General features: G+C 62.7%; 25 protein-coding genes. 12 read left to right on the top strand and 13 right to left on the bottom strand.

Annotation, left to right across the window (positions count from 1 at the left end; genetic code table 11):
- The first annotated feature begins 22 nt into the window (after positions 1–22).
- The 7 genes from O7A60_RS10705 to O7A60_RS10675 all read left to right on the top strand — a co-directional run bounded on the left by O7A60_RS10705 (position 23) and on the right by O7A60_RS10675 (position 7,444).
- The gene (locus O7A60_RS10705; RefSeq protein ID WP_337106215.1) at positions 23–796 is read left to right on the top strand and encodes an enoyl-CoA hydratase; all 774 of its coding nucleotides are present in this window, start codon (positions 23–25) and stop codon (positions 794–796) included.
- Positions 797–976: 180 nt separating this feature from the next.
- Positions 977–1,243 carry a 30S ribosomal protein S20 gene (gene rpsT / locus O7A60_RS10700; protein WP_027026587.1) on the top strand — a complete coding sequence of 89 codons (267 nt, stop codon included), beginning with the start codon at positions 977–979 and terminating at the stop codon, positions 1,241–1,243.
- A gap of 855 nt (positions 1,244–2,098) precedes the next feature.
- The gene (dnaA, locus tag O7A60_RS10695) at positions 2,099–3,643 is read left to right on the top strand and encodes a chromosomal replication initiator protein DnaA (RefSeq protein ID WP_027142015.1); all 1,545 of its coding nucleotides are present in this window, start codon (positions 2,099–2,101) and stop codon (positions 3,641–3,643) included.
- A 199-nt stretch (positions 3,644–3,842) separates the two neighbouring features.
- The gene (dnaN, locus tag O7A60_RS10690; protein ID WP_027142016.1) at positions 3,843–4,961 is read left to right on the top strand and encodes a DNA polymerase III subunit beta; all 1,119 of its coding nucleotides are present in this window, start codon (positions 3,843–3,845) and stop codon (positions 4,959–4,961) included.
- A gap of 68 nt (positions 4,962–5,029) precedes the next feature.
- Positions 5,030–6,169 carry a DNA replication/repair protein RecF gene (recF, locus tag O7A60_RS10685; RefSeq protein WP_337106213.1) on the top strand — a complete coding sequence of 380 codons (1,140 nt, stop codon included), beginning with the start codon at positions 5,030–5,032 and terminating at the stop codon, positions 6,167–6,169.
- 31 nt (positions 6,170–6,200) lie between these two features.
- Positions 6,201–6,953, top strand: a complete 753-nt coding sequence (locus O7A60_RS10680) for a molybdopterin-synthase adenylyltransferase MoeB (protein WP_337106212.1) — start codon at positions 6,201–6,203, stop codon at positions 6,951–6,953.
- A gap of 2 nt (positions 6,954–6,955) precedes the next feature.
- A complete protein-coding gene (locus tag O7A60_RS10675; RefSeq protein WP_337106211.1) occupies positions 6,956–7,444 on the top strand; it encodes a GNAT family N-acetyltransferase in 489 nt (162 codons plus the stop codon).
- A gap of 26 nt (positions 7,445–7,470) precedes the next feature.
- Here O7A60_RS10675 and O7A60_RS10670 read toward each other — a convergent pair whose 3' ends face one another.
- Positions 7,471–8,472, bottom strand: a complete 1,002-nt coding sequence (locus O7A60_RS10670) for a 2-hydroxyacid dehydrogenase (protein ID WP_027142020.1) — start codon at positions 8,470–8,472, stop codon at positions 7,471–7,473.
- Between the two features lie 148 nt (positions 8,473–8,620).
- Between O7A60_RS10670 and O7A60_RS10665 the strand changes: the two genes are divergently transcribed.
- The gene (locus tag O7A60_RS10665) at positions 8,621–9,181 is read left to right on the top strand and encodes an SH3 domain-containing protein (RefSeq protein ID WP_337106210.1); all 561 of its coding nucleotides are present in this window, start codon (positions 8,621–8,623) and stop codon (positions 9,179–9,181) included.
- On the opposite strand, the gene O7A60_RS10660 is transcribed toward O7A60_RS10665, so the two are convergent.
- Complete coding sequence (locus O7A60_RS10660) at positions 9,171–9,551, bottom strand: DUF4260 family protein (RefSeq protein ID WP_337106209.1); 381 nt, start codon at positions 9,549–9,551, stop codon at positions 9,171–9,173. The two genes, O7A60_RS10665 and O7A60_RS10660, sit on opposite strands and share 11 nt — an antisense overlap.
- A 119-nt stretch (positions 9,552–9,670) precedes the next feature.
- Entirely contained in the window at positions 9,671–10,102 is a 432-nt protein-coding gene (gene irrA / locus O7A60_RS10655; RefSeq protein WP_027142023.1) for an iron response transcriptional regulator IrrA, read from the bottom strand.
- 242 nt (positions 10,103–10,344) lie between these two features.
- Here irrA and fabA point away from each other — a divergent pair, with 242 nt between their 5' ends.
- From fabA to O7A60_RS10635, 4 genes are all read left to right on the top strand, one after another.
- On the top strand, positions 10,345–10,863 hold the full coding sequence (gene fabA, locus O7A60_RS10650) for a 3-hydroxyacyl-[acyl-carrier-protein] dehydratase FabA (protein ID WP_027142024.1): 519 nt from the start codon (positions 10,345–10,347) through the stop codon (positions 10,861–10,863).
- Positions 10,864–10,912: 49 nt separating this feature from the next.
- Positions 10,913–12,133 (top strand): beta-ketoacyl-ACP synthase I, encoded by a 1,221-nt coding sequence (gene fabB / locus O7A60_RS10645; RefSeq protein ID WP_027142025.1) that lies wholly within the window; start codon positions 10,913–10,915, stop codon positions 12,131–12,133.
- Between the two features lie 32 nt (positions 12,134–12,165).
- A complete protein-coding gene (fabI, locus tag O7A60_RS10640; RefSeq protein WP_337106208.1) occupies positions 12,166–12,978 on the top strand; it encodes an enoyl-ACP reductase FabI in 813 nt (270 codons plus the stop codon).
- 124 nt (positions 12,979–13,102) lie between these two features.
- Entirely contained in the window at positions 13,103–14,647 is a 1,545-nt protein-coding gene (locus tag O7A60_RS10635; RefSeq protein ID WP_337106207.1) for a putative bifunctional diguanylate cyclase/phosphodiesterase, read from the top strand.
- A 17-nt stretch (positions 14,648–14,664) separates the two neighbouring features.
- On the opposite strand, the gene O7A60_RS10630 is transcribed toward O7A60_RS10635, so the two are convergent.
- The 10 genes from O7A60_RS10630 to O7A60_RS10585 form a co-directional block, all read right to left on the bottom strand.
- A complete protein-coding gene (locus O7A60_RS10630; protein ID WP_337106206.1) occupies positions 14,665–15,675 on the bottom strand; it encodes a class I SAM-dependent methyltransferase in 1,011 nt (336 codons plus the stop codon).
- Positions 15,676–15,742: 67 nt separating this feature from the next.
- Positions 15,743–17,890 (bottom strand): polyribonucleotide nucleotidyltransferase, encoded by a 2,148-nt coding sequence (gene pnp / locus O7A60_RS10625; RefSeq protein WP_027142029.1) that lies wholly within the window; start codon positions 17,888–17,890, stop codon positions 15,743–15,745.
- A gap of 279 nt (positions 17,891–18,169) precedes the next feature.
- Positions 18,170–18,439: a 30S ribosomal protein S15 gene (gene rpsO, locus O7A60_RS10620; RefSeq protein WP_027142030.1), complete on the bottom strand. Its 270-nt coding sequence runs from the start codon at positions 18,437–18,439 to the stop codon at positions 18,170–18,172.
- 181 nt (positions 18,440–18,620) lie between these two features.
- Entirely contained in the window at positions 18,621–19,715 is a 1,095-nt protein-coding gene (gene corA / locus O7A60_RS10615; RefSeq protein WP_337106279.1) for a magnesium/cobalt transporter CorA, read from the bottom strand.
- A 52-nt stretch (positions 19,716–19,767) separates the two neighbouring features.
- Complete coding sequence (locus O7A60_RS10610) at positions 19,768–20,061, bottom strand: type II toxin-antitoxin system RelE/ParE family toxin (protein ID WP_337106205.1); 294 nt, start codon at positions 20,059–20,061, stop codon at positions 19,768–19,770.
- Entirely contained in the window at positions 20,058–20,285 is a 228-nt protein-coding gene (locus O7A60_RS10605; RefSeq protein ID WP_027142032.1) for a hypothetical protein, read from the bottom strand. Before O7A60_RS10605 ends, O7A60_RS10610 begins: the two co-directional genes overlap by 4 nt.
- A gap of 116 nt (positions 20,286–20,401) precedes the next feature.
- Positions 20,402–21,382, bottom strand: a complete 981-nt coding sequence (truB, locus tag O7A60_RS10600; RefSeq protein WP_337106204.1) for a tRNA pseudouridine(55) synthase TruB — start codon at positions 21,380–21,382, stop codon at positions 20,402–20,404.
- The gene (gene rbfA, locus O7A60_RS10595; protein ID WP_027142034.1) at positions 21,382–21,792 is read right to left on the bottom strand and encodes a 30S ribosome-binding factor RbfA; all 411 of its coding nucleotides are present in this window, start codon (positions 21,790–21,792) and stop codon (positions 21,382–21,384) included. The genes truB and rbfA overlap by 1 nt, the downstream gene beginning before the upstream one ends.
- Before the next feature lie 125 nt (positions 21,793–21,917).
- The gene (infB, locus tag O7A60_RS10590; RefSeq protein ID WP_337106203.1) at positions 21,918–24,494 is read right to left on the bottom strand and encodes a translation initiation factor IF-2; all 2,577 of its coding nucleotides are present in this window, start codon (positions 24,492–24,494) and stop codon (positions 21,918–21,920) included.
- On the bottom strand, positions 24,491–25,141 hold the full coding sequence (locus O7A60_RS10585; RefSeq protein ID WP_013891268.1) for an RNA-binding protein: 651 nt from the start codon (positions 25,139–25,141) through the stop codon (positions 24,491–24,493). The genes infB and O7A60_RS10585 overlap by 4 nt, the downstream gene beginning before the upstream one ends.
- Between the last annotated feature and the right edge of the window lie 22 nt (positions 25,142–25,163).

Raw genomic sequence — 25,163 nt, 5'->3', positions numbered from 1 at the left:
GTCGAGCAAGGAGGAACAGCCAATGGCCTATGAGACGATCATCACCGAGATGCGCGGTAAGGTCGGACTGATCACGCTGAACCGGCCAAAGGCGCTCAACGCATTGAATTCCCAGATCCTCGCCGAACTTGTCGCAGCCGTGAATGTTTTCTGCGCCGATCCTGGCATCGGCGCCATGGTTGTTACCGGCTCCGACAAGGCCTTTGCCGCGGGTGCCGATATCAAGGAGATGCAGGCAATCTCCTATGCGGATGCCTACAGCCAGGACTTCTTCGTCGGCTGGGAAGAGTTCACGCGGGCGCGAAAGCCGATCATAGCGGCGGTGGCCGGCTATGCGCTCGGTGGCGGGTGCGAACTGGCGATGATGTGCGATTTCATCATTGCCGCCGACACGGCCAAATTCGGCCAGCCGGAGATCACGCTCGGTGTCATTCCCGGCATGGGCGGGTCGCAACGCCTGACCCGGTTCGTCGGTAAATCGAAAGCGATGGACATGTGCCTGACCGGACGGATGATGGATGCCGCCGAGGCCGAACGTTCGGGCCTTGTGTCGCGGATCGTTCCGGCCGGCGAGCTGGTCGAGGAGGCCGTCAAGGCGGCGGCCAAAATCGCCGATTTCTCACTGCCGTCGGTGATGATGGCCAAGGAAGCCGTCAACCGGGCTTATGAGACGACGCTTGCCGAAGGATTGCGCTTCGAACGCCGCCTGTTCCATTCGCTTTTCGCGCTCGAAGACCAGAAGGAAGGCATGGCGGCGTTCGCCGAAAAGCGGAAGCCGAATTTCACCAACCGGTAGGGCGTCGGGGGTCAGCGACCGAAACCCGTGGCATCGGCCAAAAAGAACGCCAGGCGGCGTTGACGCGCCGGAAAAGCTGAACTATAAGCCGCACCAACCGAGGCGGCCCCGTGGCTGCCCGTTTGTTTTTTGCGCCCTGCGGCACGCCGCGTGCGCCGACCAGACCAGAAGAGAGGCATCATGGCCAACACATCCTCGGCCAAAAAGGCAACGCGCAAGATCGCCCGCCGCGCGGCGATCAACAAGAACCGCCGCTCGCGCGTCCGCACCTACGTCCGCCAGGTCGAGGAGGCACTTGCCTCGGGCGACAAGGCCGCAGCACAGGCCGCCTTCAAGGCTGCCGAGCCGGAATTGATGCGCGCCGCGACCAAAGGCGTGATCCACAAGAACACGGCGTCCCGCAAGGTGTCGCGCCTCGCCCAGCGCCTCAAGGTGCTGTCAGCCTGACATCGCCTTCTCAGAACGATCTTCTTCGAACCCGGCCGATCACGCCGGGTTTTTTCGTTTGCCGGCAAGTACTTAAAAAGAATAGCCGGAAACAACTGCAAATGCAGCGTCCACAGTTTGAAATGGTTTGCCGGCACATTCATGCCCGCTGATGATCGGAACGCTTGAAAAGCGTCGACTTTAAAAACCATATCCATCAGAAATAAGCGATACTTTTCAAATGTTTAGCGACGGTCATCCACAGCTTGTCCACAACGCGCCGAAGGGACGGGAGGACAACTGGCTGTCAAGTGAATTATTTCAGAAAATTTCGCGCCGGTCCGGCTTTTTCATATTCGTCGGAAAAGGGTTTGAATCACAATGGCTTTGTCAAAATACAGCACTGCGGCGTGGCGCTCCAACCCGCCCGAGGTAACCAGATTCCTTAAAAATCCGTTAGACGTGGCCTTGCCCTATCCACAGCGATTTCGGTAATGTCGATCTATCGAAGGAGACGGGCCTCTGGCCCTTAACCCAGCCTGACGCGGCCAGCTTAAATTGGCGGGATTTGCGACGCGGATCAAGTCCGCGGACGGGTATGGTTTGCTCTTTTTCGATACGGTAGGGGACTGGCGTAACTAGACATGGCAGGTAGGACGGCGCGCCGGCGCTCTTTCGCCGGACGGTGTTGTATTGCCCTGACATACCCAACGCGGGCTGGCTTTCATGAGCCGGCACCGGTTCCCTTCGATGGTGGGCGACGTTCATTGCCGGCGGCGGCAACGGGCATCGTAGCGAAGACACGGTCGCTGGAAAAAGGGTGCAGGAGGCGCATCCCCAGCGAAAAACGGGTACAGAAAGGCAAGGAACTCGATCATGCAGAGCGGCATCGAAAGGGAGCTTACGGGCGACCTCCCATTTCCTGGAACTTTGATCGGAGCAAACGAGATGGCGGTCTCCAGCGACGCGGAACAGAAGTTCGACCGGGTCAAGGCCCAGTTGAAGGCGCGCCTGGGAACCGAAGTCTATTCCAGCTGGTTCGGCCGCATGAAGGTCGCGGAAGCTTCCAAGGGCATTGTCCGCATCTCCGTGCCCACCGCGTTCCTGCGCTCGTGGATCAACGGCCACTATCACGATCTCATTTCCGAGCTGTGGAAGCACGAGGATCCCGAGCTTCTCAAGATCGAGATCATCGTGCGCACCGCGACCCGTCAGGGGCGCAGCCAGCCCGAACCGGAATTGGCGCCGGCGCGCAAGATGACGCGGCAGACGCAGACGGCGCTGGCTGCCGGCACGGTCAGCCCAGGCAGGGTGGAGCGGTCTCCCGTGCCGCGTCCGGGCGTGCCGGTCGAGAGCGAGTTCCGCCACAATGTGCTGGGATCACCGCTTGATCCGCGTTACACGTTCGGCTCCTTCATCGAAGGGCCCTCGAACCGCGTCGCCTTCGCCGCCGCCAAGGCCGTGGCGGAATCTCAGTCGAGCGCGGTGCGCTTCAATCCGCTTTTCCTGCATGCCACCGTCGGGCTCGGCAAGACGCACCTCTTGCAAGCCATCGCCGCGGAATCGCTGAAGCAGAACCCGAAGTCGCGCGTCGTCTATCTCACCGCCGAGTATTTCATGTGGCGCTTCGCCACGGCGATCCGCGACAACAACGCATTGACGCTCAAGGAGCAGCTGCGCGACATCGACCTCCTGATCATCGACGACATGCAGTTCCTGCAGGGCAAGTCGATCCAGCATGAATTCTGCCATCTGATCAACATGCTGCTCGACAGCGCCAAGCAGGTCGTCGTCGCGGCCGACCGGCCACCGTCGGAGCTGGAATCGCTCGAGCCGCGGGTCCGTTCGCGCCTCAATGGCGGCGTCGCGCTCGAAATGTCGGCACCCGATTTCGCCATGCGGCTCGGCATGCTCAAACTGCGCCTGGCCACAGCCAGGATCGACGATGCATCGCTCGACATTTCCGAAGAGATCCTCAACCACGTTGCCCGCACCGTGACCGGTAGCGGACGTGAACTGGAAGGCGCCTTCAACCAGCTCTTGTTTCGCCAGTCGTTCGAGCCGCAGATCACCATCGACCGCATCGACGAGATCCTCGGCCATATCTATCGCACGGGCGAGCCGAAGCGGGTGCGCATCGAGGACATCCAGCGCATCGTCGCGCGCCACTACAACGTCTCGAAGACGGAATTGCTGTCCAACCGGCGCACGCGCACCATAGTCAAGCCGCGGCAGGTCGCCATGTACCTGTCGAAGGTGATGACGCCGCGCTCGCTGCCGGAGATCGGGCGGCGTTTCGGCGGCCGCGACCACACGACGGTGCTGCACGCCGTGCGCAAGATCGAGGACCTGTCCGGCAATGACAACACGCTGGCGCAGGAACTGGAATTGCTGAGAAGGCTGATCAACGACCAGGCCTGACCGGCCAGAACGGCCCGCTTGCAGGGTTGGCCAGCTTTATCCCCAGAAAGCCCGCGTAACCGGCCCGAACCGGTGGCGCGGGCTTGCGCTCACTGGTTTTTTCCTGTCAGTTTGCGTAGATTCTGAAGCCTGTTCAGACCTTTTGCGGGGCGCCGGTAGCCGGAGACCCGTTCATTCATTCAAGCGAGCCTGTTTCGTCATGCGTGTTATCCTGGAACGGTCAAATCTCCTGAAGTCGCTCAACCACGTCCACCGCGTGGTCGAACGGCGCAACACCATACCGATCCTGTCCAACGTGCTGCTCAGCGCCGAAGGCGCCAGCCTCGAAATGAAGGCCACCGACCTCGACCTGGAGGTGACGGAAGCGACGCCCGCCAAGGTCGAGCGCGGCGGCGCGACGACAGTCCCCGCGCACTTGCTCTATGACATCGTGCGCAAGCTTTCAGACGGCGCCGAGGTGATGCTGAAGACGGATGAGGACGGCAACGCCATGACGGTTACGTCGGGCCGCTCCAGCTTCCGCCTGCAGTGCCTGCCGCAATCCGACTTTCCCGAGCTTTCGGCGGGATCCTTCTCGCATATTTTCCGTCTCGATGCGGTGGCGTTGAAGGGCCTGATCGAGAAGACGCAGTTCGCCATCTCCACCGAGGAGACGCGCTACTATCTCAATGGTATCTACCTGCACACGCATGAAGTCGGTGGCAAGCTGAAGCTGCGCTCGGTGGCAACCGACGGCCATCGCCTGGCGCGCGCCGAGATCGACGCCCCGGCGGGTTCGGAGGGCATGCCGGGCATCATCATTCCGCGCAAGACGGTGAGTGAGTTGCAGAAGCTGGTCGACGATCCGGATGTCGCCGTGACCACCGAACTGTCCGACACCAAGATCCGCTTCACCATCGGCAGCGTCGTCCTGACCTCGAAGCTGATCGACGGCACCTTCCCGGACTATCAGCGGGTCATTCCGACCGGCAACGACAAGAAGCTGATCCTCGACCGCCAGAGCTTCGCTGCCGCGGTCGACCGCGTCTCGACCATCTCTTCCGAACGCGGCCGCGCGGTGAAGCTCTCGATCAGCGAAGGCCAGGTGACGCTTGCCGTCAACAATCCGGATTCAGGCAGCGCCACGGAAGAATTGGCTGCAGACTATTCGTCCGACCCGATCGAGATCGGCTTCAATGCGAAATATCTGCTCGATGTCGCCGCGCAACTGACCGGCACGGAAGCCAAATTCATGCTGGCCGATGCCGGTTCGCCAACGCTGATCCACGACATGGCCGACGAGACCGCGCTTTACGTGCTGATGCCGATGCGAGTATAGCCGGCGTCGCCTGACGATACGGCCGGCGGCGGATATTGGTTGCGGTGACTTCCACAGGCGGATAGCGGTTGCCGGCACAAACCCACATAAGTAAGCTTACGCTTACCAATTTTCGCAACTACACAAGCCTGGCGATAGATTTTGCTCCGGGCGCCGTGGTCTTTTCCGGCGACAATGGTGCCGGCAAGACCAATCTCCTCGAAGCGATCTCCTTTTTGACCCCGGGGCGCGGCTTGCGCCGCGCGCCTTACGGAGATGTGGCCCGTGAGGGTGGCGATGGCGGCTTTGCCCTGCATGCGCGGCTCGACGGACCTGACGGCGAGGTCGAGATCGGCACCGGCATTTCCGGAGGCGACACGGCGGAGAGCGGCAGGCGGGTGCGTATAAACGGAGCCGCCGCCCGGGCCGAGGACATGCTGGAGTGGCTGCGGGTCGTGTGGCTGACGCCGGCGATGGATTCGTTGTTCACCGGACCGGCCGCGGATCGCCGGCGCTTTCTCGACCGGCTGGTGCTGGCGATCGATCCCGGACACGGCCAGCGTGCGCTCGACTACGAGAAGGCGATGCGGGGCCGTAACCGTTTGCTGACGGAAGGCTCACGCGATGCCGACTGGTTCGAGGCGATAGAGACGCAGATGGCGGAGACCGGCGTGGCGATCGCCGCGGCGCGCGCCGAAATGGTGCGGCTGCTGGCCGCCATGATCGGCAGGCTGCCCGACACGGGGCCATTTCCGCAGGCCGATATCGGACTTTCGGGTGACCTGGAGGCCGAGATTGCCAATGCACCGGCAGTCGATGTCGAGGAGCGGTTCCGACGGGCGCTTGCCGATGGCCGAGACCGTGACCGTGCCGCCGGACGCACCCTCGAGGGCCCGCACCGCTCGGACCTCGTGGTCCGGCACCGGCCCAAGGCCATGCCGGCCGAACTTTGCTCGACCGGCGAACAGAAGGCACTGCTGGTCGGTATCGTGCTGTCGCATGCCCGGCTGACCGGCGAAATGTCCGGCCTGACGCCGATCCTGCTGCTCGACGAGATCGCGGCGCACCTCGATGCCGGTCGCCGCGCGGCACTGTTCTCGATCCTGCAGGAACTGAACTGCCAGGCTTTCATGACGGGAACCGATGCGGCGCTGTTTTCCAGCCTGCATGGCCGGGCGCAGTTCCTGACGGTCGATCATGGCACGGTTGGGCCAACCGAAGACCCCTGACAAGGTTTTTCGGCCGCTATATGGTCCTGATATGACCACTGCGCTCACCGCCGACGAGATCGAACGTTATGCCCGCCACATCGTGCTGCCGGAGGTCGGCGGCGCGGGCCAGCAGAAGCTCAAGCAGGCGCGGGTCCTGGTGATCGGCGCCGGCGGGCTCGGTGCGCCGGTGCTTGAATATCTCGCCGCGGCCGGCGTCGGCACGCTCGGCGTGATCGACGACGACACAGTTTCGCTCTCCAACCTGCAACGCCAGGTCATCCATGGCACCGACACGATCGGCATGCTGAAAACCCAGAGCGCCGAGGCGGCAATCGCCCGTATCAATCCCAACATATCAGTCGAAACGCACACATTCCGGCTAACCGCGGAGAACGCCCCTGCCCTCGTCGCCAAGTACGATATCGTCGTCGATGGGTCCGATAATTTCGAGACGCGTTATGTGGTGGCCGATGCCTGCGCGGCCGAAGGGAAGCCGCTGGTGCATGCAGCCGTCGGACGTTTCGACGGCTCGGTGACCGTGCTGAAGCCTTTCGAAAACGGCAGCGACGGCAAGCCAAACCCGAGCTATCGGGATTTGTTTCCCGAAGCCCCGCCGCCGGGCCTGGTGCCGTCCTGTGCGGAGGCCGGGGTGCTCGGCGCACTGACGGGGGTCATCGGCACGCTGCAGGCGATGGAGGCGATCAAGCTGGTGACCGGCATAGGCGAGCCGCTGATCGGCCGGCTGCTGCTCTATGATGCGCTGGCCGCGCGTTTCGAGACGATCCGCTACAAGAGACGCTGATCTTGGAACAATCCCGTATTTCGATCACGCAGATCCCGGCCGATTTCTGCCGCTGGGGTGATGTGCTTGCCCTCATCATGCGTGCCTTCGCCTTCATGGACGGCATCATCGACCCGCCGTCGTCGGCTCACCTGCTCACAGTCGATGCGCTACGCGCCAAGGCCCTGCGGGAGACGGGCTTTCTGGCACTCGACGGCGACGACAGAATCGTGGGCTGCGTTTTTGCTCTTGAAAGGGCTGACGGTTTTTATATCGGCAAGCTCGCCGTCGCCCCGGACCGGCAAGGGCAAGGCATTGGCCGGCGGCTGATGCAAGCGGCCGAGGATCTGGCCCGCAGCCGCGGCAAGTCCGCCATCGATCTCGAGACGAGGATCGAGCTCACCGCAAATCATGCCGCCTTTGCCCGGCTCGGCTTTCGCGAGACCGAACGAACGGCGCATGACGGCTATGACAGGCCGACGTCCATCACCATGCGCAAAACGATTTCATAAACGGCGAGCCGGCGCCTGGACGGGTTTCAGGTTCTGAGCGGCAGCACGCGGTCCGGCGGGCGATGGCCATCGACGAAGGCGCGGATATTGATGATGACCTTCTCGCCCATGTCGATACGGCCCTCAAGCGTGGCCGAGCCCATATGCGGCAGAAGCACGACCTTGTTCCTGGCGGCGAGCTTCAAGAGCTTGCCGTTCAGGGCCGGCTCGTGCTCGTAAACGTCGAGGCCGGCGCCGGCGATCTTGCCGTCCTGGATCAGCTTGACCAGAGCTTCTTCGTCGATGATGTCGCCGCGGGCGGTGTTGACGATGTAGGCGGTGGGCTGCAGCAACGCCAGCCGCCGTGCCGACAGAAGATGGAAGGTCGCCGGCGTCGACGGACAATTGACCGAGATGATGTCCATGCGGGCGAGCATCTGGTCGAGACTCTCCCAATAGGTCGCCTCCAGTCCATCTTCGACCGCCGGCAGCACGCGATGCCGGTTGTGATAGTGGATGGACAAGCCGAAAGCCTTGGCCCGCTTGGCAACGGCGGTGCCAATGCGGCCCATGCCGACAATGCCGAGCCGTTTCCCCCAGATGCGCCGGCCAAGCATCCAGGTCGGCGACCAGCCGGCCCATTTCTTGTCGCCGGTAAGCACGCTGGCGCCTTCCGCCAGCCGGCGCGGTACGGCCAGCATCAGCGCCATGGTCATGTCGGCGGTATCTTCGGTGAGTACATTGGGCGTGTTGGTGACGGTGATGCCTCTCTTGGCCGCCGCCGCCACGTCGATCTTGTCGACGCCATTGCCGAAATTGGCGATCAGCTTGAGGTTGTCGCCGGCCTGGGCGATCAGTGCGGCATCGATCTGGTCGGTCACGGTCGGTACCAGCACGTCGGCTTCCTTGACCGCAGCGACCAGTTCCGGCTGCGTCATCGGCCTGTCCTCGACATTCAGCCTTGCGTCGAACAGTTCGCGCATGCGGGTCTCGACCGGGTCGGGCAGCTTTCGCGTGATGACCACGAGAGGCTTCTTTTTGCCTGGCATTGTTTCCCTCGTTGAGACCTCTTTAACCAAGACCGGCGAAACTGAAAGCTGGTCGCGGTAGCCGATTTACCCATGTAACAAGCGGTGCCGCCGAAGACAAAGAAAAAGGGGTGCCGCAGCCGTCGGGCCGGCGCCGAAAGGAACGAAAGTGTCTGGTTTCGCGTCGCTTCGCCTGGCCCTCAGCGCAGCATTTCTCGGCGCTCTCCTCTATTCTCCGCTTGCCGGCGCGCAGAGCGCGGCCGCCCCAGCCCAGAGCGCCATCACGCTCGGACCGAGCGGGCTGCCGCTGCCGCGATTCGTCAGCCTGAAATCCGGCCGCGTCAACTCGCGCGTCGGCCCCGGCGCCAACTATTCCGTCGACTGGATGTATATGAAGGCTGGCCTGCCGATGGAGATCATCCAGGAGTTCGATACGTGGCGGCGGGTGCGCGACGCCGACGGCTCGGAAGGATGGATCAACCAGTCGCTGCTTTCGGGCCGGCGCACAGCGATCATCGCGCCCTGGCAGCGCGGCAAGGGCGGCCAGATCAATCTTCTGAAAGGTCCCGACAAGGATGCCAGGGTGGTGGCGATCGTCGAACCCGGCGTGATGGGCACGATCAAGTCCTGCGACGGCCAGTGGTGCGAAATGACGCTCGACGGCCACACCGGCTGGCTTGCCCAGTCGGTCGTCTGGGGTGCTTATCCGGGCGAGCGGGTCAAGGACTGAACGTCTCGCGTTTGCGCCCGATGGGGCCAAGATGGGTGTCCTGAAATCCTGTCGACAGCTTCAAGCCGTAGCCCAGTGCACGGTCGATCGCGATATGGGCGATCCAGATCAGCGCGATGGCGCTGCCGACCGCACTGCCGGCGAGATGCCCGGCAAGCAGCAAAAGCCCCGGTACGATCAGGGTGTGCAAGGCGTTGTAGGCGATGGCGCCGATGCGCGGGCCACCGAGATAACCCAGCATCGAGAGGTCCGGCGCCAGGATGAGCAACGCTAAGAGCCACCAGGAGACGCCTGTCGCGCCATAGAAGACGACCGCAACCGCCGCCACGACAGCCCATTCGAGCCGGACTATCCAATCGAGGGGCTTCATCCCAGACCGATTAGTCGGGCCAGACCGATCATTCGGGCCGGACCGACTATTCGAGCCTGACGGATTATTCCGGCTTGGCTGATTGTCCTGGCCCTGGCCCATTATTCCGGCCTCGCCGGTCATTCCGGACGCTTGGGACGCAGCCTCACCACGATATCGACATTGGCGATTTCCATGCCTTCGGGCGGGTCCGGCAGATTGGTGACCGTGACCGGGCCGTTGGCGATGTCGAATATCCTGTTTTCGCCTTCGATATAGAAATGGTGGTGGTCGGAGGTATTGGTGTCGAAATAGGTCTTGGAACCCTCGACGGCGAGGATGCGCAGCAGCCCCGCCTGGGTAAACTGGTGAAGCGCGTTGTAGACGGTGGCCAGCGACACCGGCACGCCGGCGGCCTGCGCCTCCTCGTGCAGTTCCTCAGCCGACAGATGGCGGTCGCCCTTGGCGAAAAGCAGGTCGGCCAGCGCAATGCGCTGACGCGTCGGCCTCAGGCCGGCTTCACGTACCCGCTTGTCCACAGCGACATTTTCCTTCCGGCAGCCCCGGTCCATCTGGTCGTCCAAACTCACAGTCCCGCTTCAAGACATGCCCAGAATGGCAAAAAGATGAATGTCTGCCGAAACCGGACCCCTGTTGACATATATTCTGTCGCCCGAATGCGATCAATAGCGCGCATTGACCCGGGCGGACTGGCGGGTTAAGCGCAAACGCCGGTTTCCGGCCTGAAACAGATTGTGTTAGGACACCAACGACAAGGGCGCGCTACCGCCCGGACGATATGGGGATGAAATTGATGGCGGGTTCGAAATCCAGCTACGACTATGAAGAATTGCTGGCCTGCGCCCGCGGCGAGCTGTTCGGAGAAGGCAATGCCCAGCTGCCCTACCCGCCGATGCTGATGTTCGATCGTATCACCGAGGTCAGCGAGACCGGCGGCGCCTTCGATAAGGGTTTCATTCGCGCGGAATTCGATATCAAGCCCGACCTGTGGTTCTTTGCCTGTCATTTCATCGGCAATCCGATCATGCCTGGGTGTCTCGGCCTGGACGCCCTGTGGCAATTGACGGGTTTTTACCTCGGCTGGCTTGGCGAACCCGGCAGGGGAATGGCGCTGTCGACCGGAGAGGTCAAGTTCAAGGGCATGGTCACGCCATCGGTCAAGAAGGTCGAGTATGGCGTGGATTTCAAGCGTGTGATGCGCGGCCGGCTGGTGCTCGGCATCGCTGATGGCTGGATGAAGGCGGATGGCGAGCCCATATATGCGGCGACGGACCTGAAGGTCGGCCTGTCAAAGCAGTCGGCGGTCGCTTGACCGCAGCCCTGGCCCGCCCATTGGCCAGCATCCCTGGAAGGAGTTGCGAATGAGACGTGTCGTAGTCACAGGCCTCGGCATCGTGTCGTCGATCGGCAACAATGCCAACGAGGTGCAGACCTCGCTGCATGATGCCAGATCCGGCATCAGCTTTTCCGATTCCTTTGCCGAGCATGGCTTCCGCTGCCAGGTCTGGGGCGCGCCGACGCTCGACCCTTCCGCCATGATCGACCGCCGCGCGATGCGCTTCCTGAGCCAGGGCGCGGCCTGGAATCACGTCGCCATGGACCAGGCGATCGCGGATGCCGGCCTCGGCGAGAGCGACATCACCAATGAGCGCACCGGCATCGTCATGGGTTCGGGCGGCCCCTCCACCCGCACCATCGTCGAGGCCGCCGAAACCACGCTCAAGAACGGCAGCCCCAAGCGCATCGGTCCCTTCGCGGTGCCGAAGGCGATGTCGTCGACCGCGTCGGCGACGCTGGCCACGTGGTTCAAGATCCATGGCGTCAACTATTCGATCTCCTCGGCCTGCTCGACCTCGGCGCATTGCATCGGCAATGGTTACGAGCTGATCCAGTGGGGCAAGCAGGACATGGTCTTTGCCGGCGGCCACGAGGATCTCGACTGGACGATGTCGGACCTGTTCGATGCCATGGGCGCCATGTCGTCGAAGTTCAACGACAGGGCCTCGACCGCATCGCGCGCCTATGACGCCAATCGCGACGGCTTCGTCATTGCCGGGGGCGCCGGCGTGCTGGTGCTGGAAGAGTTGGAACACGCCAAGGCGCGCGGCGCCAAGATCTACGCAGAGATCGTCGGTTATGGCGCGACCTCGGACGGTTTCGACATGGTCGCGCCCTCGGGCGAAGGCGCGGTCCGTTGCATGCGCCAGGCGCTGGCGACGGTTTCCACGCCGGTCGACTACATCAACACCCACGGCACCTCGACGCCGGTCGGGGATTCCAAGGAAATGGGCGCGATCCGTGAAGTGTTCGGCGAGAAGATGCCGTTTATCACGTCGACGAAGTCGCTGACCGGCCATTCGCTGGGCGCGGCAGGCGTGCAGGAATCCATCTATTCGATCCTGATGATGCAAGGCGGCTTCATCGGCGAAAGCGCCCATATCGAGACGCTCGATCCGGAATTCGAGGGCATGCCGATCGTGCGCAAGCGCATCGACAACGCAGGGATCGACACCGTTCTGTCGAATTCCTTCGGTTTCGGCGGCACCAACGCAACGCTCGTTTTCCAGCGCTATTCCGCATAAGGCCAAGTTTTTTATATAAGGATTTGCCGGCCATGGACGGATTGATGAAGGGCAAGCGTGGGCTTGTCATGGGTGTCGCCAACGATCATTCGATTGCTTGGGGCATCGCCCGGAAATTGTCCGAACATGGGGCGGAACTCGCCTTCACCTATCAGGGCGAGGCTTTCGGCCGCCGCGTCAAGCCGCTCGCCGACAAGCTCGGCGCTTCGCTGGTCGTTCCCTGCGACGTCGAGGACAGCGCTTCGGTCGCCGCCACGTTCGACACGCTCGGCAAGGCATGGGGCGGACTGGACTTCGTCGTCCATGCCATCGGCTTTTCAGACAAGAACGAATTGAAAGGCCTCTATGCCGACACCAGCCGGGACAATTTCGTCCGCACCATGGTGATCTCCTGCTATTCCTTCACCGAAGTGGCGCGCAACGCCGCGCCGCTGATGACTGCCGGCGGTTCGATGATCACGCTGACTTATGCCGGCTCGGTCCGCGTCATGCCGAACTACAATGTCATGGGGGTCGCCAAGGCTGGGCTCGAGGCCAGCGTGCGCTACCTCGCCAACGACTACGGCCCACGCGGCATCCGGGTCAACGGCATCTCGGCCGGTCCGGTGCGCACACTGGCCGGCGCCGGCATTTCTGACGCCCGCCACATGTTCTCCTACCAGCAGCGCAACTCGCCGCTGCGCCGGACGGTGACGATCGACGAGGTCGGCGGCTCCTCGCTCTATCTCCTGTCCGACCTTGCTTCCGGTGTCACCGGCGAAATCCACTATGTCGATTCCGGCTATCATATCGTCTCGATGCCGACACTCGATGAGTTGAAGCAGACGGATGGCGGGCGTGACTGAAGCGTCCCCACGTGGGCTCTTTGCCAGTAAAGAAAATAATCCTCTCCAGTAAAATTGGATTCATTCGCGGAAACTCATTTTAAGAGGCTTGCCGCTATAGAGCTCCCCATCTGGGGACCTTTTCATGCCTGGCATCAGCAACCCGAAGCGAACACCCGTGTTCCGACTGCTCACGATAGCAAGTTCGGGCATTGGCAGTTTCGTCCTCGGCATCTGGGGCCTGAAGCACGGTCTCGGCGACGGGTTTGCCGGCATATCGGCTGATATGATGGTGTCGGTCATGGCCGCGCTTTGCGCGCTGGCGGCATCTGTGGCGGCAATGTCCTTCTTCGCCGGCATCGATGAATCGGCGGATTTCGTCTTCAACGAAACCCATTTCGACAAGCTGACCGGACTGCTGGCGCGCCCGGCGATGGTCGGCAAGATCGCCGAGGCGGCATGCGCGACAAGCCGCACCGGGGAACCGGTGTTCCTGATCGACATCGACATCGACCGGTTCAAGCAGATCAACGACGCTATCGGCTACACACAGGGCGATGAACTGATCCGCGCCTTCACCAGGCGGCTGCATGACTGCGTGCCCGCGCGCGCCCTGATCGGCCGCATCGGGGCCGGCGAGTTCGCGGTGCTGCTCCCGGACCATCTGATCCAGGGAACCTTGGAAAGCATGGTCGAGAGGCTCATCGACGAGATGATGGAGCCGTATGAACTCGGCAGCCACCAGCAATCGGTGAGCCTGTCGGTCGGCATCGTGGCGATGCCCAAGGACGGTATCGATCCGGTCCTTATCCTGCGGCGCTCCAACCTGGCGCTGCAGAATGCGCGTGCCAGAGGGGTTGGCAACTGGTCGGTCTTCGACAGCGAGATGGGACGCGTGGCCGACCATCGCCAATGGGTCGAATCCGAGCTGCATGGCGCCTTTGAACGCGGCGATTTCGACCTGCACTATCAGCCGCAGCTCGACCTCCCGACCGGCCGCATCGTCGGCTACGAGGCGTTGATCCGCTGGAAGCATCCCGAACGCGGCATGATCCCGCCGATGGAGTTCATCCAGATCGCCGAGGAGACCGGCATGATCAACCCGATTGGCGAATGGGTGCTGCGCAAGGCCTGCAGCGATGCCCGCCATCTGCCTGACGACTGTTTCGTCGCCGTCAACATCTCGCCGGTCCAGTTCATGACCAAGGACTTCGTCGGCATTGTGCGCGACACGATGCGGGCCACCGGCATCAAGCCGTCACGGCTGGAACTGGAAGTCACCGAGACGGCGATGATGCAGGACCGCGACCGCGCGGCGATCATCTTGAAAGAACTTGCCGAGATGGGCATTTCGGTCGCCGTCGATGATTTCGGCACCGGCTATTCCAATCTCAGCTATCTGATCGACTTCTCGTTCGGCAAGCTGAAGATCGACCGTTCCTTCGTCAGCCGCATCGATACGGATGCCAGTTCCGGCGCGGTCGTGTCGACCATTGTCGGGCTGTCGCGGGCGCTCGGCGTCAGCATCATCGCCGAAGGCGTCGAGACCGAGAGCCAGGCGACGCTGCTGCGGGCCGCCGGCTGCGAGGTGGTGCAGGGCTACCTGTTCGGCCGGCCAGCACCGCTCAAGATCAGCGTTGGCGACGGGCATGTCGCCGACGACATGAGGCGCGTCGCCAACCTGCATTGATAACCCCCCGCTCCGCATTACCTGCGCGCGGCAAACACCTTGAACATGCCGTCGCGGGCAAGCTCCGCATGACTGGCAAAGGCGGCCGACAGCACTGGCTCGTAAGGAAGCTGCCGGTTTGCGACCATGAACAGGCGTCCACCGGGCTTCAGGGCCTTGGCTGCCGCGCGGATCATGCCGGCACCGATCTCCGGCTCCGCCGCACGGCTGCGATGGAAGGGCGGGTTCATGGCGATGACGTCGTAACGGCGCTCGACAGGCTCGGCGAGCAGATCCATCCAGAAGAAGCCCTGCGCCACGGTGTTGCCGAGATTGCCCCTGGCCGCCTCCAGCGCATCGAAATCGGCCTCGTAAAGATCGAGGGTCGACAAGCCCGGCGAGCGGGCAGCCATCTCCGCCGCCACGTAGCCCCAGCCGGCGCAGAAATCGGCCGCACTGCCACGCAGATCGCCGGGCAAGTTCTCGACCAGCAGTTTCGAACCGGCATCGACGCGATCGAAGGAGAACATGCCGGGTGCGGTGTGGAACCGCTCCCCAACCAGCAAGGCGGGATTGGCGGCGCGAAGCGCGGCGGCGGCTTGCATATCGGCCGGGCGGCGCAGCCAGAAGGCAATGCCGTGATATTTCGGCATGTGGCCATCAAGCGGCGCAAGATCGCCGACGCGCTTGCGCAGGCTGGCGATGCCATCCTCCTTGCCACCGGCAATGACGATCAATCCACCCTCGTCCACGCGCTCGAAAGCCTCGGCGATGCGCAGTTCGTTCTGACCGCGATGGCGGCCGGCGAGCACGAGCGCGGCATCAAAACGGTCGCCGGTCGATTGCGGCGTGACCGTGAAGCCCGCCGCTTGCAACGAACGGAAATACGGCCGGAAGCCCTGTACGAGATTGAGCGTGGCCGCGAAAGCCGGCGGCAGACGCAGGCCGGGTTCGGCGCCAATGAAGAGGATGTGCTCGCCCTTGCGCGGTGGGGAAAGAGCCTCGGCATTGAACGGATGAAAAAGCGTCTTCAGCGCTTCAGCGGACATAGCCGTGCTCCATAAACAAAAACGGGCGCGACCTAAGCCGCGCCCGCTTCATTTGCCGTCAGATCGCTCAGGCGGCGTCTTCTTCGCCTTCTGTCTTCTTCTCGCGCGCGATTTCCTTGCCGGTGGCCTGGTCGACGACTTTCATCGACAGGCGGACCTTGCCGCGCTCGTCGAAGCCCATCAGCTTAACCCAGACCTTGTCGCCTTCCTTGACGACGTCCGAGGTCTTGGCGACCCGGTCGTTGGCAAGCTGCGAGATGTGGACGAGGCCGTCACGCGGACCGAAGAAGTTGACGAAGGCGCCGAAATCGGCGGTCTTGACGACCGTGCCTTCGTAGATTTCGCCGACTTCCGGCTCGGCTACGATGGTGTGAATCCACTTCTTCGCCGCCTCGATCTCCTTGGCGTTCGAGGAAGCGATCTTGACCGTGCCGTCGTCCTCGATGTTGATCTTGGCGCCGGTCTTCTCGACGATCTCGCGGATGACCTTGCCGCCCGAACCGATGACGTCGCGGATCTTGTCGGTCGGGATGTGCATGACCTCGATGCGCGGCGCGAACTCGCCGAGTTCGGGGCGGGCGCCGGTCAGAGCATGGGCCATCTCGCCGAGGATATGCAAGCGGCCGTCCTTGGCCTGGCCGAGGGCGATCTTCATGATCTCTTCGGTGATGCCATCGATCTTGATGTCCATCTGCAGCGAGGTGATGCCGCCCTCGGTGCCGGCAACCTTGAAGTCCATGTCGCCGAGGTGATCCTCGTCGCCAAGGATGTCGGAGAGCACGGCGAAGCGCTCGCCTTCCTTGATCAGGCCCATGGCGATGCCGGCGACCGGCTTGGCCAGCGGCACGCCGGCATCCATCAGCGCCAGCGAGGTACCGCAGACGGTAGCCATCGACGACGAACCGTTGGACTCGGTGATCTCCGAGACGACGCGCAGCGTGTAGGGGAACTGGTCAGCGCTCGGCAGCATCGGACGGATGGCGCGCCAGGCGAGCTTGCCATGACCGATTTCGCGGCGGCCGGGCGACCCCATGCGGCCGGTCTCACCGACTGAGTAGGGAGGGAAGTTGTAGTGAAGGAGGAATTTCTCCTTGTACATGCCGGTCAAGGAATCGACATACTGCTCGTCCTCGCCGGTGCCGAGCGTGGCAACGACCAGCGCCTGGGTCTCGCCGCGGGTGAACAGCGCCGAGCCGTGGGTGCGCGGCAGGACGCCGACTTCGGAGACGATCTTGCGCACGGTCTTGAGGTCGCGGCCATCGATGCGCGAGCCGGTGTCGAGAATGTTCCAGCGCACGACCTTGGCCTGGAGCTCCTTGAACACCGAGCCGATCTGTTCGGAGGTGTACTTGGCGTCTTCGCCTTCGGCGGGGGCAAACGCTGCCTTGACCTTCGCCTTGACGGCGTCGACGGCGGCATAACGCTTCTGCTTGTCGACATTCTTGTAGGCATCGCTGAGCTCGTCGCCGACGATCTTCAGCATCGCGGCCTCAAGCGCGGAATAATCCGGCGCGGTGAAGTCGCGCGGCTCCTTGGCGGCAACTTCGGCCAGCTTGATGATGGCGTCGATGACCGGCTGGAAACCCTTGTGGCCGAACATGACGGCGCCGAGCATCAGCTCTTCGCCAAGTTCCCTGGCTTCCGACTCGACCATCAGCACGGCGTCGGCGGTGCCGGCGACAACGAGGTCGAGCTTGGACTCCTGCATCTCGTCGACATGCGGGTTCAGCACATATTCGCCGTTGATGTAACCGACGCGGGCGCCGCCGACCGGGCCCATGAACGGAACGCCGGAGAGCGTCAGAGCGGCCGAGGTGGCAACGATCGACAGGATGTCCGGATCGTTTTCGAGATCATGCTGGACGACGGTGACGACGATCTGGGTGTCGTTCTTGTAGCCGGCGGCGAAGAGCGGGCGGATCGGGCGGTCGATGAGGCGGGAAACCAGCGTTTCCTTTTCGCTCGGACGGCCTTCGCGCTTGAAATAGCCGCCCGGGATCTTGCCGGCGGCATAGGTCTTTTCCTGGTAGTTGACGGTCAGCGGAAAGAAGTCGAGGCCGGGCTTCGGCTCCTTCATCGAAACGACGGTGGCGAGAACCTTGGTCTCGCCGTAGGTGGCGAGCACCGCGCCGTCAGCCTGGCGCGCGATCTTGCCGGTTTCCAGGATGAGCGGACGGCCGCCCCATTCGATTTCTACTTTGTGGTGATTGAACATGTCTTGTCCTTAATAAGCGGAAAGGGGCGCGCCGTTTCACGGTGCGCGGATGCCCTTTCCCTGGCTTCCTTTCTCGGGCAGCCACGGGCAAGACAACGGGAAGCTCGGATGATTTAAGCGCGACGAGCGCGCACGAGCGTCCTGCAATCCTGCCCCATGACCGTCCATGGGAGGTTTCGAGTGGCCCTCTGCACGCTCGAAACCGGGTCTGGCCAGCCGATACGACTGGCAGAATGCGTGACCGGCGGACTTCCCTGGGAAAGTCCGCCGGTCAGTTCGTCAACGGCGCAGACCGAGCTTCTCGATCAGTGTCTGATAGCGCGTGTCGTCCTTACGCTTGAGATAATCAAGCAGGCTGCGGCGCTGGGACACGAGAGCGAGCAGACCACGGCGGGAATGGTTATCCTTCTTGTGGTCCTTGAAATGGTCGGTCAGGTTCTTGATGCGCTCGGAAAGGATGGCTACCTGGACTTCCGGAGAACCGGTATCGCCCTTGGCGGTTGCGAATTCACCCATCAATTCCTGTTTGCGCTCGGCAGTAATCGACATCGTGTTTTTCCTTATCTGTTTGAGGAAACGGGTCGCCCACAGCCGGGATGTCGTCCAGCAGGGGCCGTGCATGCAAGGCGTCAAGGCGCTATGCTGCGGCGCATATAGTGCAATTCCCCGAAAAACACCAGCCCAATTCACAAGCCGGCTTTTGACGCTCAAATGGCAGGTTCAATCCCAGTCAAAGCCATTTCTTCCATTTGAAGAATGCAATCAGCCCGACAGCGACGGCAGCCATGAACAGCAGCGACAACGGATAGCCGTAGTACGCCTTCAGCTCCGGCATGTTCCATGGCGAGCTCGCGGGGTCGAAATTCATGCCCCAGATGCCAACCAGGAAGGTGAGCGGCATGAAGATGACCGAGACGATGGTGAGATAGGAGATGACGTCGTTGGTGCGGGCCTGGCTCAGCGACAGGTGCATTTCGATCAGGCCGGTCAGCATGTCGCGCTGGGTCTCGACCAGTTCGATCAGCCTGAGCGAATGGTCGAGGGTGTCGTTGAGGAAGACCTTGGTCTCGGCTCCGACATAGGCCACGTCGTTACGGATCAGGGTGGCCAGCGCATCGCGCATGGGCCACAGCACGCCTTTCAGGACGTTGGCATCGCGCCGCAATTCGTGCAGCTGCCGCATTTGGTGCTTGTGCGTCGAATGCAACATCTGGTCCTCGATGCTGTCGACAAGGTCGCCGGCAGCCTCGATCGGCGGAAAATAGCTGTCGACGATGGCGTCGATCAGCGCGTAGGCGAGATAGTCGGCGCCGCGCGTGCGCAGCCTGTTGGGCGCCGAACTCTCGATGCGCTTGCGCACCGGATTAAACGGATCGCCCTCGCGTTCCTGGAAGGTGACGACGAAGTTCTCGCCGAGGAAGAGAGCTATCTGTTCGTAGCGATGCGACGTGACATCGTCGATCATGCGCATGACGACGAAGGCGTGATCCTCGAAGAAATCGACTTTCGGCCGCTGGCCGGTATTGACGACATCCTCCAGCGCCAGCGGATGCAGGCTGAAGATGCGGCCAATCTCCTCGATCAACTGGATGTTGGCGAGGCCGGTGCAGTCAAGCCAGATGACCGGCCATTTCCGGCAATTGGCCTCGACATCGTCGATGCTGGCATTGTCGATCGTCTTGAACTTCTGCGTCGAGATCAGGGTCAGCCGCAATTCGGAGCGCCGCGCGGCCGGATCGGCGATCAATGTGCCCGGCGAGGCGCCGACAGGCGGCCGCCTCGTCTTCACCGGCGCCCGTTTTTTCACCACCTCGGCCTTCGCCATGCCACCACCCGTCGAAACCTGCTTGTTGCCATAGATGCGTATGATCGAATGTCTATGATTGACCTGGCATGGACGATGGGTCTCGGGCACCATGACGTACGGCATGAACGATGATTTCTTCGTCAGCCGCTTCGTAGAAAATTAGATAGGGATAGGGGACGGTTGCGAGACGACGGATGGCCGGATCGTCCGTTCGTTTGCCAAGAAATGGCTGACCCGCAATCCGCTCCAACAAAAGCTTGATGCGTTGCCGGACACGATGGGCGCCTCGCGGCGAGTGAACATTGATGTGGTCAATGATATTCTTCAGGTCAGCAAGGGCCGGACTGGTGAAGCGAACCTTCACAGATCGTACTTGGCCCACATAGCACGCACCTCGTCGTCGGTTGCAAATTCGCCGCGTGCAGCAGCCGATCGCGATCTCGCAATAGCCGCACGCTCATCAGGCGTCAAAGGCACCGGCTCCGACTCCTCGGCAGCAAGCATAAGCATGGCGCGAGCAATCTCATCTTGCATGGCCGGAGAAAGGACCCTTGCCACGGCAACGGCTTTTTCAAGAAGGTCTGTCATGGTCGGATTATGCACTTAATCTGCACACAAGAAAAGTAGAACGAGCTTCGCGAACCGCCTTCACTATCCGCTGTTCCGCAAGCTCAGTGCCTATGCCGCCATGGAGATCAGACCGGTCACCCGGCAAAGACCCGCTTGGGCTTGAACATGCCTTGCTCGATGGCGCCGATGGCGACCAGCTTGCCGCGTGACGTCGCGCAGGCCTCTTCCGCCTCCACCGGTGCGTCACGGCCACGGATGATGACCGGATTGCCGAGGCGGATCTTTGTGGCCGCGTCATCGCTGATGGCGATCTGCGGCAGACAGTCGAGCGCCGCTGACGTGTCGACGAGAAGCCCGTCGATGGCGCCGAAGTCGATCGGCACTTCCACCGCGTCAGCAGGATCTGCTTCTGGGTCCGATTTGTCCTCGCCTTGCGCGCCGAAGCGGGCGGCCTCGAGTTCGGCGATGGTGACGAAGTCCTCCGGCGTGAACGGCTCAACCTCGACCCGGCGCAGCTCGCTGATATGGCCGAAGCAGCCGAGGTCGCGGCCCATGTCGCGGGCCAGCGAACGCACATACGTGCCCTTGCCGCATTCGACTTCGAAAATCGTCTGGTCCGGCTTGTGCTCGACAATATCGAGCCGGCCGATCTCGATCTCGCGCGCGGGTATGTCGACCGTCCCGCCTTCGCGGGCGAGGTCGTAGGCGCGCTCGCCCGCAATCTTGATGGCCGAGAATTGCGGCGGCGTCTGCATGATGACGCCGGTGTATTTCGGCAGCAGCGCCCGCACCTCGGCTTCCGCCGGACGCAGCTCGGAGCTCTTCGTCACCGGCCCTTCAAGATCGTCGGTGGAACGCTCATCGCCCCAGGCAACGGTGAAACGATAGACCTTGGCGCCGTCCTGCACGTAGGGCACGGTCTTGGTGGCTTCGCCGAGCGCGATCGGCAGCATGCCGGAGGCAAGAGGGTCGAGCGTGCCGGCGTGGCCGGCCTTTTCGGCCTGGAACAGCCATTTGATCTTGGACACGGCCTCGGTCGAGCCCATGCCGACCGGCTTGTCCAGGACCACCCAGCCGGAGACCGGCCGGCCCTTTTTCTTGCCGCGACGCGCCATTATTCTTCTTCCTTATTGTCGTCGCTATCCAGATCGCGCGCCACTTCGGGGGATTTCAGCAGATCGTTGATCCTGGCGAAATTGTCGAAGGACGTATCCAGCCGGAAGCGGAATTCCGGCATGTACTTCATCTGCCTGAGCGCGCCGGAGACGCGGCCGCGCACGAACTTGGCATGCTTGTTCAGCGCCTCGATCACCGCGTCGGCGTCCTTGGCACCGAGCGGAGAAACAAAGGCGGTGGCGATCTTGAGATCGGGCGACATGCGCACTTCGGAGACCGAAACAACCGAGTTTTCAATCAACGGGTCGATGATCTCGCCGCGCTGCAGAGTTTCGGAGAGCGCATGGCGCACCTGCTCGCCGACGCGCAGCATGCGCTGGGATGGACTTGATGTCGTGGAACGGGGCATTTTTCTCAATCCTGAAAGCGTGAGGCGCGGGATGGGACCGTGCCGCATGTCTCAATCGGTCATTCTCAATAGCACTGAGGCGGCGGTCTTTCGACCACCGCCCGGTATCGACGAGCCACTCGAACTCAGAGTGTGCGGGTCACCATCTCGACGCGGAAGCACTCGATGACGTCGCCGACGCGCATGTCCTCGTAGTTCTGGAAGGCCATACCACACTCCTGGCCGCCAGGGACTTCCGAAACCTCGTCCTTGAAGCGCTTCAGGGTCTTCAGCGTGCCTTCGTGGATGACGACGTTGTCGCGGATCAGGCGTACGCCCGCGCCACGTTCGACCTTGCCTTCGGTGACACGGCAGCCGGCGATCTTGCCGACCTTGGTGATGTCGAAGATTTCGAGGATCTCGGCATTGCCGATGAAGGTCTCGCGACGCTCCGGCGACAACAGGCCCGACAGAGCCGCTTTCACATCATCCACCAGGTTGTAGATGATCGAGTAGTAGCGGATCTCGATGCCCGCGGCCGCGGCCGCGGCACGCGCCTGCACATTGGCGCGCACGTTGAAGCCGATGATCGCCGCACCCGACGTTTCCGCCAGCGAGACGTCGCTTTCGGTGATGGCGCCGGCGCCGGAATGGACGATGCGCGCACGCACTTCATCGGTGCCGAGCTTGTCCAGGGCAGCATTGATCGCTTCGATCGAACCCTGCACGTCGCCCTTGATGACCAGCGGGAATTCCTTCAACCCGCTCGTCTGCAGCTGCGACATCATCTGTTCGAGCGAGCCGCGCTGGCCGGCATGCCTGGCCACCGCCTTCTCGCGCGCCAGACGCTGGCGATATTCGGTGATCTCGCGGGCACGGGCTTCGTTGTTGACCACGGCGAAGCGGTCGCCGGCCTGCGGGGTTCCCTGAAGGCCGAGCACCTCGACCGGCATTGCCGGCGGCGCTTCCTTGATCTGATCGCCGCGATCGTTGACCAGCGCGCGCACGCGACCCCATTCGTTGCCGGCGACAAGGATGTCGCCCGGCATCAAGGTGCCGGTCTGCACCAGCACGGTGGCGACGGGACCACGGCCCTTGTCGAGCTGCGCTTCGATGACGACACCCTCGGCGGTGCGGTCGGGGTTGGCCTTGAGGTCGAGGATTTCGGCCTGCAGCAGGATCGCTTCGAGCAACTTGTCGAGATTGGTGCCCTTGGTCGCCGACACTTCGACGTCCAGCACTTCACCGCCCATCGATTCGACGAAGACTTCATGACGCAAGAGTTCCGAGCGCACTTTCTGCGGATCGGCATCATGCTTGTCGATCTTGTTGATCGCCACGATGATCGGAACGCCGGCAGCCTTGGCATGGCTGATCGATTCGATCGTCTGTGGCATGACGCTGTCGTCGGCCGCCACCACCAGGATGGCGATGTCGGTGGCCTGGGCGCCACGGGCGCGCATCGCCGTGAATGCGGCGTGGCCGGGCGTGTCGATGAAAGTGATCTTCTGACCGTTCTTCTCGACCTGATAGGCGCCGATATGCTGGGTGATGCCGCCGGCCTCGCCGGAAACGACATTGGCGTTGCGGATCGCATCGAGCAGCGACGTCTTGCCGTGGTCGACGTGGCCCATGATGGTGACGACCGGCGGACGCGACACGAGGTCTTCCGGACGATCGGCGATATTGAACAGGCCTTCCTCGATGTCGGACTCGGCGACGCGGCGGACCGTGTGGCCGAATTCGGTGGCCACCAGCTCGGCCGTATCGGCGTCGATGACATCGCCCGGCTTCAGAATCTGGCCCTGCTTCATGAAGTACTTGACCAGGTCGACAGCACGCTCGGACATGCGCTGCGCCAATTCCTGGATGGTGATGGTTTCGGGCAGGATCACTTCGCGCATGACCTTCTCGCGCGGCTCATTGTGCATCGCGCGCTTGAATTTTTCCTGGCGGCGACGCATCGACGACAGCGAACGGGCCCGCGCATCCTCGTCGGACAACGCGGAATTCAGTGTCAGCTTGCCACGGCGGCGGTCTTCCTCGCTCTTGGTGGGTTTGGCCGGGCGTGCCACTTCGGGCGTGACCAGGCGGCGCACCGGTGCACCGGCGGTCGCCCGCTTCGGCTTGGCCCCTTCCTCCTCGTCGGCGGTCGCCAACTCAGCGGCTTGCGGTGCGCGGCGGCGTGCTTCTTCCTCGGCGCGACGGCGCGATTCGGCCTCGGTCTGCAACCGGGCCTCTTCCTCGGCCTGGCGGCGTGCGGAGTCCTCGCGTTCGCGCTTGCGGCGCTCTTCGTCCTCGGCGCGGCGCTTGGCCTCGTCGGCTGCGCGCTGACGGTCTTCGACCTCGCGGACCTTCGAGCCCTCGAGCGCCTTGCGGCGCGCTTCCATTTCGCTGCGCGACAGTTCGTTCAGCACCATGCCGCTGCGCTCGACCGGAGGCGGCGGCGGGGGCGGTGCCTTGGGCGCTTCCTGCACGACAGGTGCCGCCACGACTGCCGGCTTCGGCGTGAAGACGGGCGCAGGCGGAGCCGCAGCCAGCTCCGGCTTGTCGCCGGGCAGCGAGAACTTGCGCTTCTTGGTCTCGACCACGACCGACTTGGTACGGCCGTGCGAGAAGTTCTGGCGCACAGTGCCCTGTTCCATGCCGGGGCGCTTCAGCGTCAAGGTCTTCTTCGGTGTAACACTCAACGTCTTGTCGTCGCCCGATTTCGTATCGCTCATTCCATATCCTCTGCGGCATCATCTTCGTCAGCAACGGCCGCAAGCATTGCAAGATCGTCCGGGGTTCCGCCCCGATATCGGTCGAGCGCAACCATGCGCTTCTGGACCGCCTTACCCGCGTCTCCCGCGAGGACGGCAGCATGTATCACATTTGTACCCCCCAATGCCAAGCTCAACTCGGCCTCGGAGAAAAGTTTGTAGGCAAGGATGGAAGGGCCGCCGATATGGACGGTCGCCCGCCGCGCCTGACTGATCTTGCGCACGCCATCGTCGGACGCCTCGGTCGCGTGGAGCACGAAAAGCGCCAGCCCGCCGCGCACCGCGCTCTCGACCTTGGTAGCACCGAGCGAAATCGCGCCTGCCTTGCGGGCGAGGCCCAGCATGCCCAGGGCGGATCTGGAGAGCAACCCGTCGACCATGCCGCCGAGATCGGGCGGCACGACCACCTGTGCCTTGAAGGCGCGGGCAAAAAGGTTCTTGGCCGCCGCCTTCTCGATATGTAGGCGGTCGGCACTCACCCAGCAACCACGGCCGGGCAGATTTCTCTTGAGATCGGGAACGACGGCCGAATCCGGACCGACGACGAACCGGATCAGTTCATCCGGTTCGGCCTGTTTTCGGGTGACGATGCAGGTGCGATCGTTCATCTCGTCCAAGGGCGGGTTGTGT

The sequence above is a fragment of the Mesorhizobium salmacidum (SeqCode) genome (assembly GCF_037179605.1).
GTDB classification, from domain to species: Bacteria; Pseudomonadota; Alphaproteobacteria; order Rhizobiales; family Rhizobiaceae; genus Mesorhizobium; species Mesorhizobium salmacidum.
This window is presented reverse-complemented; position numbering and strand designations above follow the sequence as displayed.

What these genes read in the sequence shown, in the direction of transcription:
- O7A60_RS10705 (WP_337106215.1), top strand. Translation starts at nt 23, where the DNA reads ATGGCCTATGAGACGATCATCACCGAGATGCGCGGTAAGGTCGGACTG.
- rpsT (WP_027026587.1), top strand. Translation starts at nt 977, where the DNA reads ATGGCCAACACATCCTCGGCCAAAAAGGCAACGCGCAAGATCGCCCGC.
- dnaA (WP_027142015.1), top strand. Translation starts at nt 2,099, where the DNA reads ATGCAGAGCGGCATCGAAAGGGAGCTTACGGGCGACCTCCCATTTCCT.
- dnaN (WP_027142016.1), top strand. Translation starts at nt 3,843, where the DNA reads ATGCGTGTTATCCTGGAACGGTCAAATCTCCTGAAGTCGCTCAACCAC.
- O7A60_RS10680 (WP_337106212.1), top strand. Translation starts at nt 6,201, where the DNA reads ATGACCACTGCGCTCACCGCCGACGAGATCGAACGTTATGCCCGCCAC.
- O7A60_RS10670 (WP_027142020.1), bottom strand. Translation starts at nt 8,472, where the DNA reads ATGCCAGGCAAAAAGAAGCCTCTCGTGGTCATCACGCGAAAGCTGCCC.
- O7A60_RS10660 (WP_337106209.1), bottom strand. Translation starts at nt 9,551, where the DNA reads ATGAAGCCCCTCGATTGGATAGTCCGGCTCGAATGGGCTGTCGTGGCG.
- irrA (WP_027142023.1), bottom strand. Translation starts at nt 10,102, where the DNA reads ATGGACCGGGGCTGCCGGAAGGAAAATGTCGCTGTGGACAAGCGGGTA.
- fabA (WP_027142024.1), top strand. Translation starts at nt 10,345, where the DNA reads ATGGCGGGTTCGAAATCCAGCTACGACTATGAAGAATTGCTGGCCTGC.
- fabB (WP_027142025.1), top strand. Translation starts at nt 10,913, where the DNA reads ATGAGACGTGTCGTAGTCACAGGCCTCGGCATCGTGTCGTCGATCGGC.
- fabI (WP_337106208.1), top strand. Translation starts at nt 12,166, where the DNA reads ATGGACGGATTGATGAAGGGCAAGCGTGGGCTTGTCATGGGTGTCGCC.
- O7A60_RS10635 (WP_337106207.1), top strand. Translation starts at nt 13,103, where the DNA reads ATGCCTGGCATCAGCAACCCGAAGCGAACACCCGTGTTCCGACTGCTC.
- O7A60_RS10630 (WP_337106206.1), bottom strand. Translation starts at nt 15,675, where the DNA reads ATGTCCGCTGAAGCGCTGAAGACGCTTTTTCATCCGTTCAATGCCGAG.
- pnp (WP_027142029.1), bottom strand. Translation starts at nt 17,890, where the DNA reads ATGTTCAATCACCACAAAGTAGAAATCGAATGGGGCGGCCGTCCGCTC.
- rpsO (WP_027142030.1), bottom strand. Translation starts at nt 18,439, where the DNA reads ATGTCGATTACTGCCGAGCGCAAACAGGAATTGATGGGTGAATTCGCA.
- corA (WP_337106279.1), bottom strand. Translation starts at nt 19,715, where the DNA reads ATGGCGAAGGCCGAGGTGGTGAAAAAACGGGCGCCGGTGAAGACGAGG.
- O7A60_RS10605 (WP_027142032.1), bottom strand. Translation starts at nt 20,285, where the DNA reads ATGACAGACCTTCTTGAAAAAGCCGTTGCCGTGGCAAGGGTCCTTTCT.
- truB (WP_337106204.1), bottom strand. Translation starts at nt 21,382, where the DNA reads ATGGCGCGTCGCGGCAAGAAAAAGGGCCGGCCGGTCTCCGGCTGGGTG.
- rbfA (WP_027142034.1), bottom strand. Translation starts at nt 21,792, where the DNA reads ATGCCCCGTTCCACGACATCAAGTCCATCCCAGCGCATGCTGCGCGTC.
- infB (WP_337106203.1), bottom strand. Translation starts at nt 24,494, where the DNA reads ATGAGCGATACGAAATCGGGCGACGACAAGACGTTGAGTGTTACACCG.
- O7A60_RS10585 (WP_013891268.1), bottom strand. Translation starts at nt 25,141, where the DNA reads ATGAACGATCGCACCTGCATCGTCACCCGAAAACAGGCCGAACCGGAT.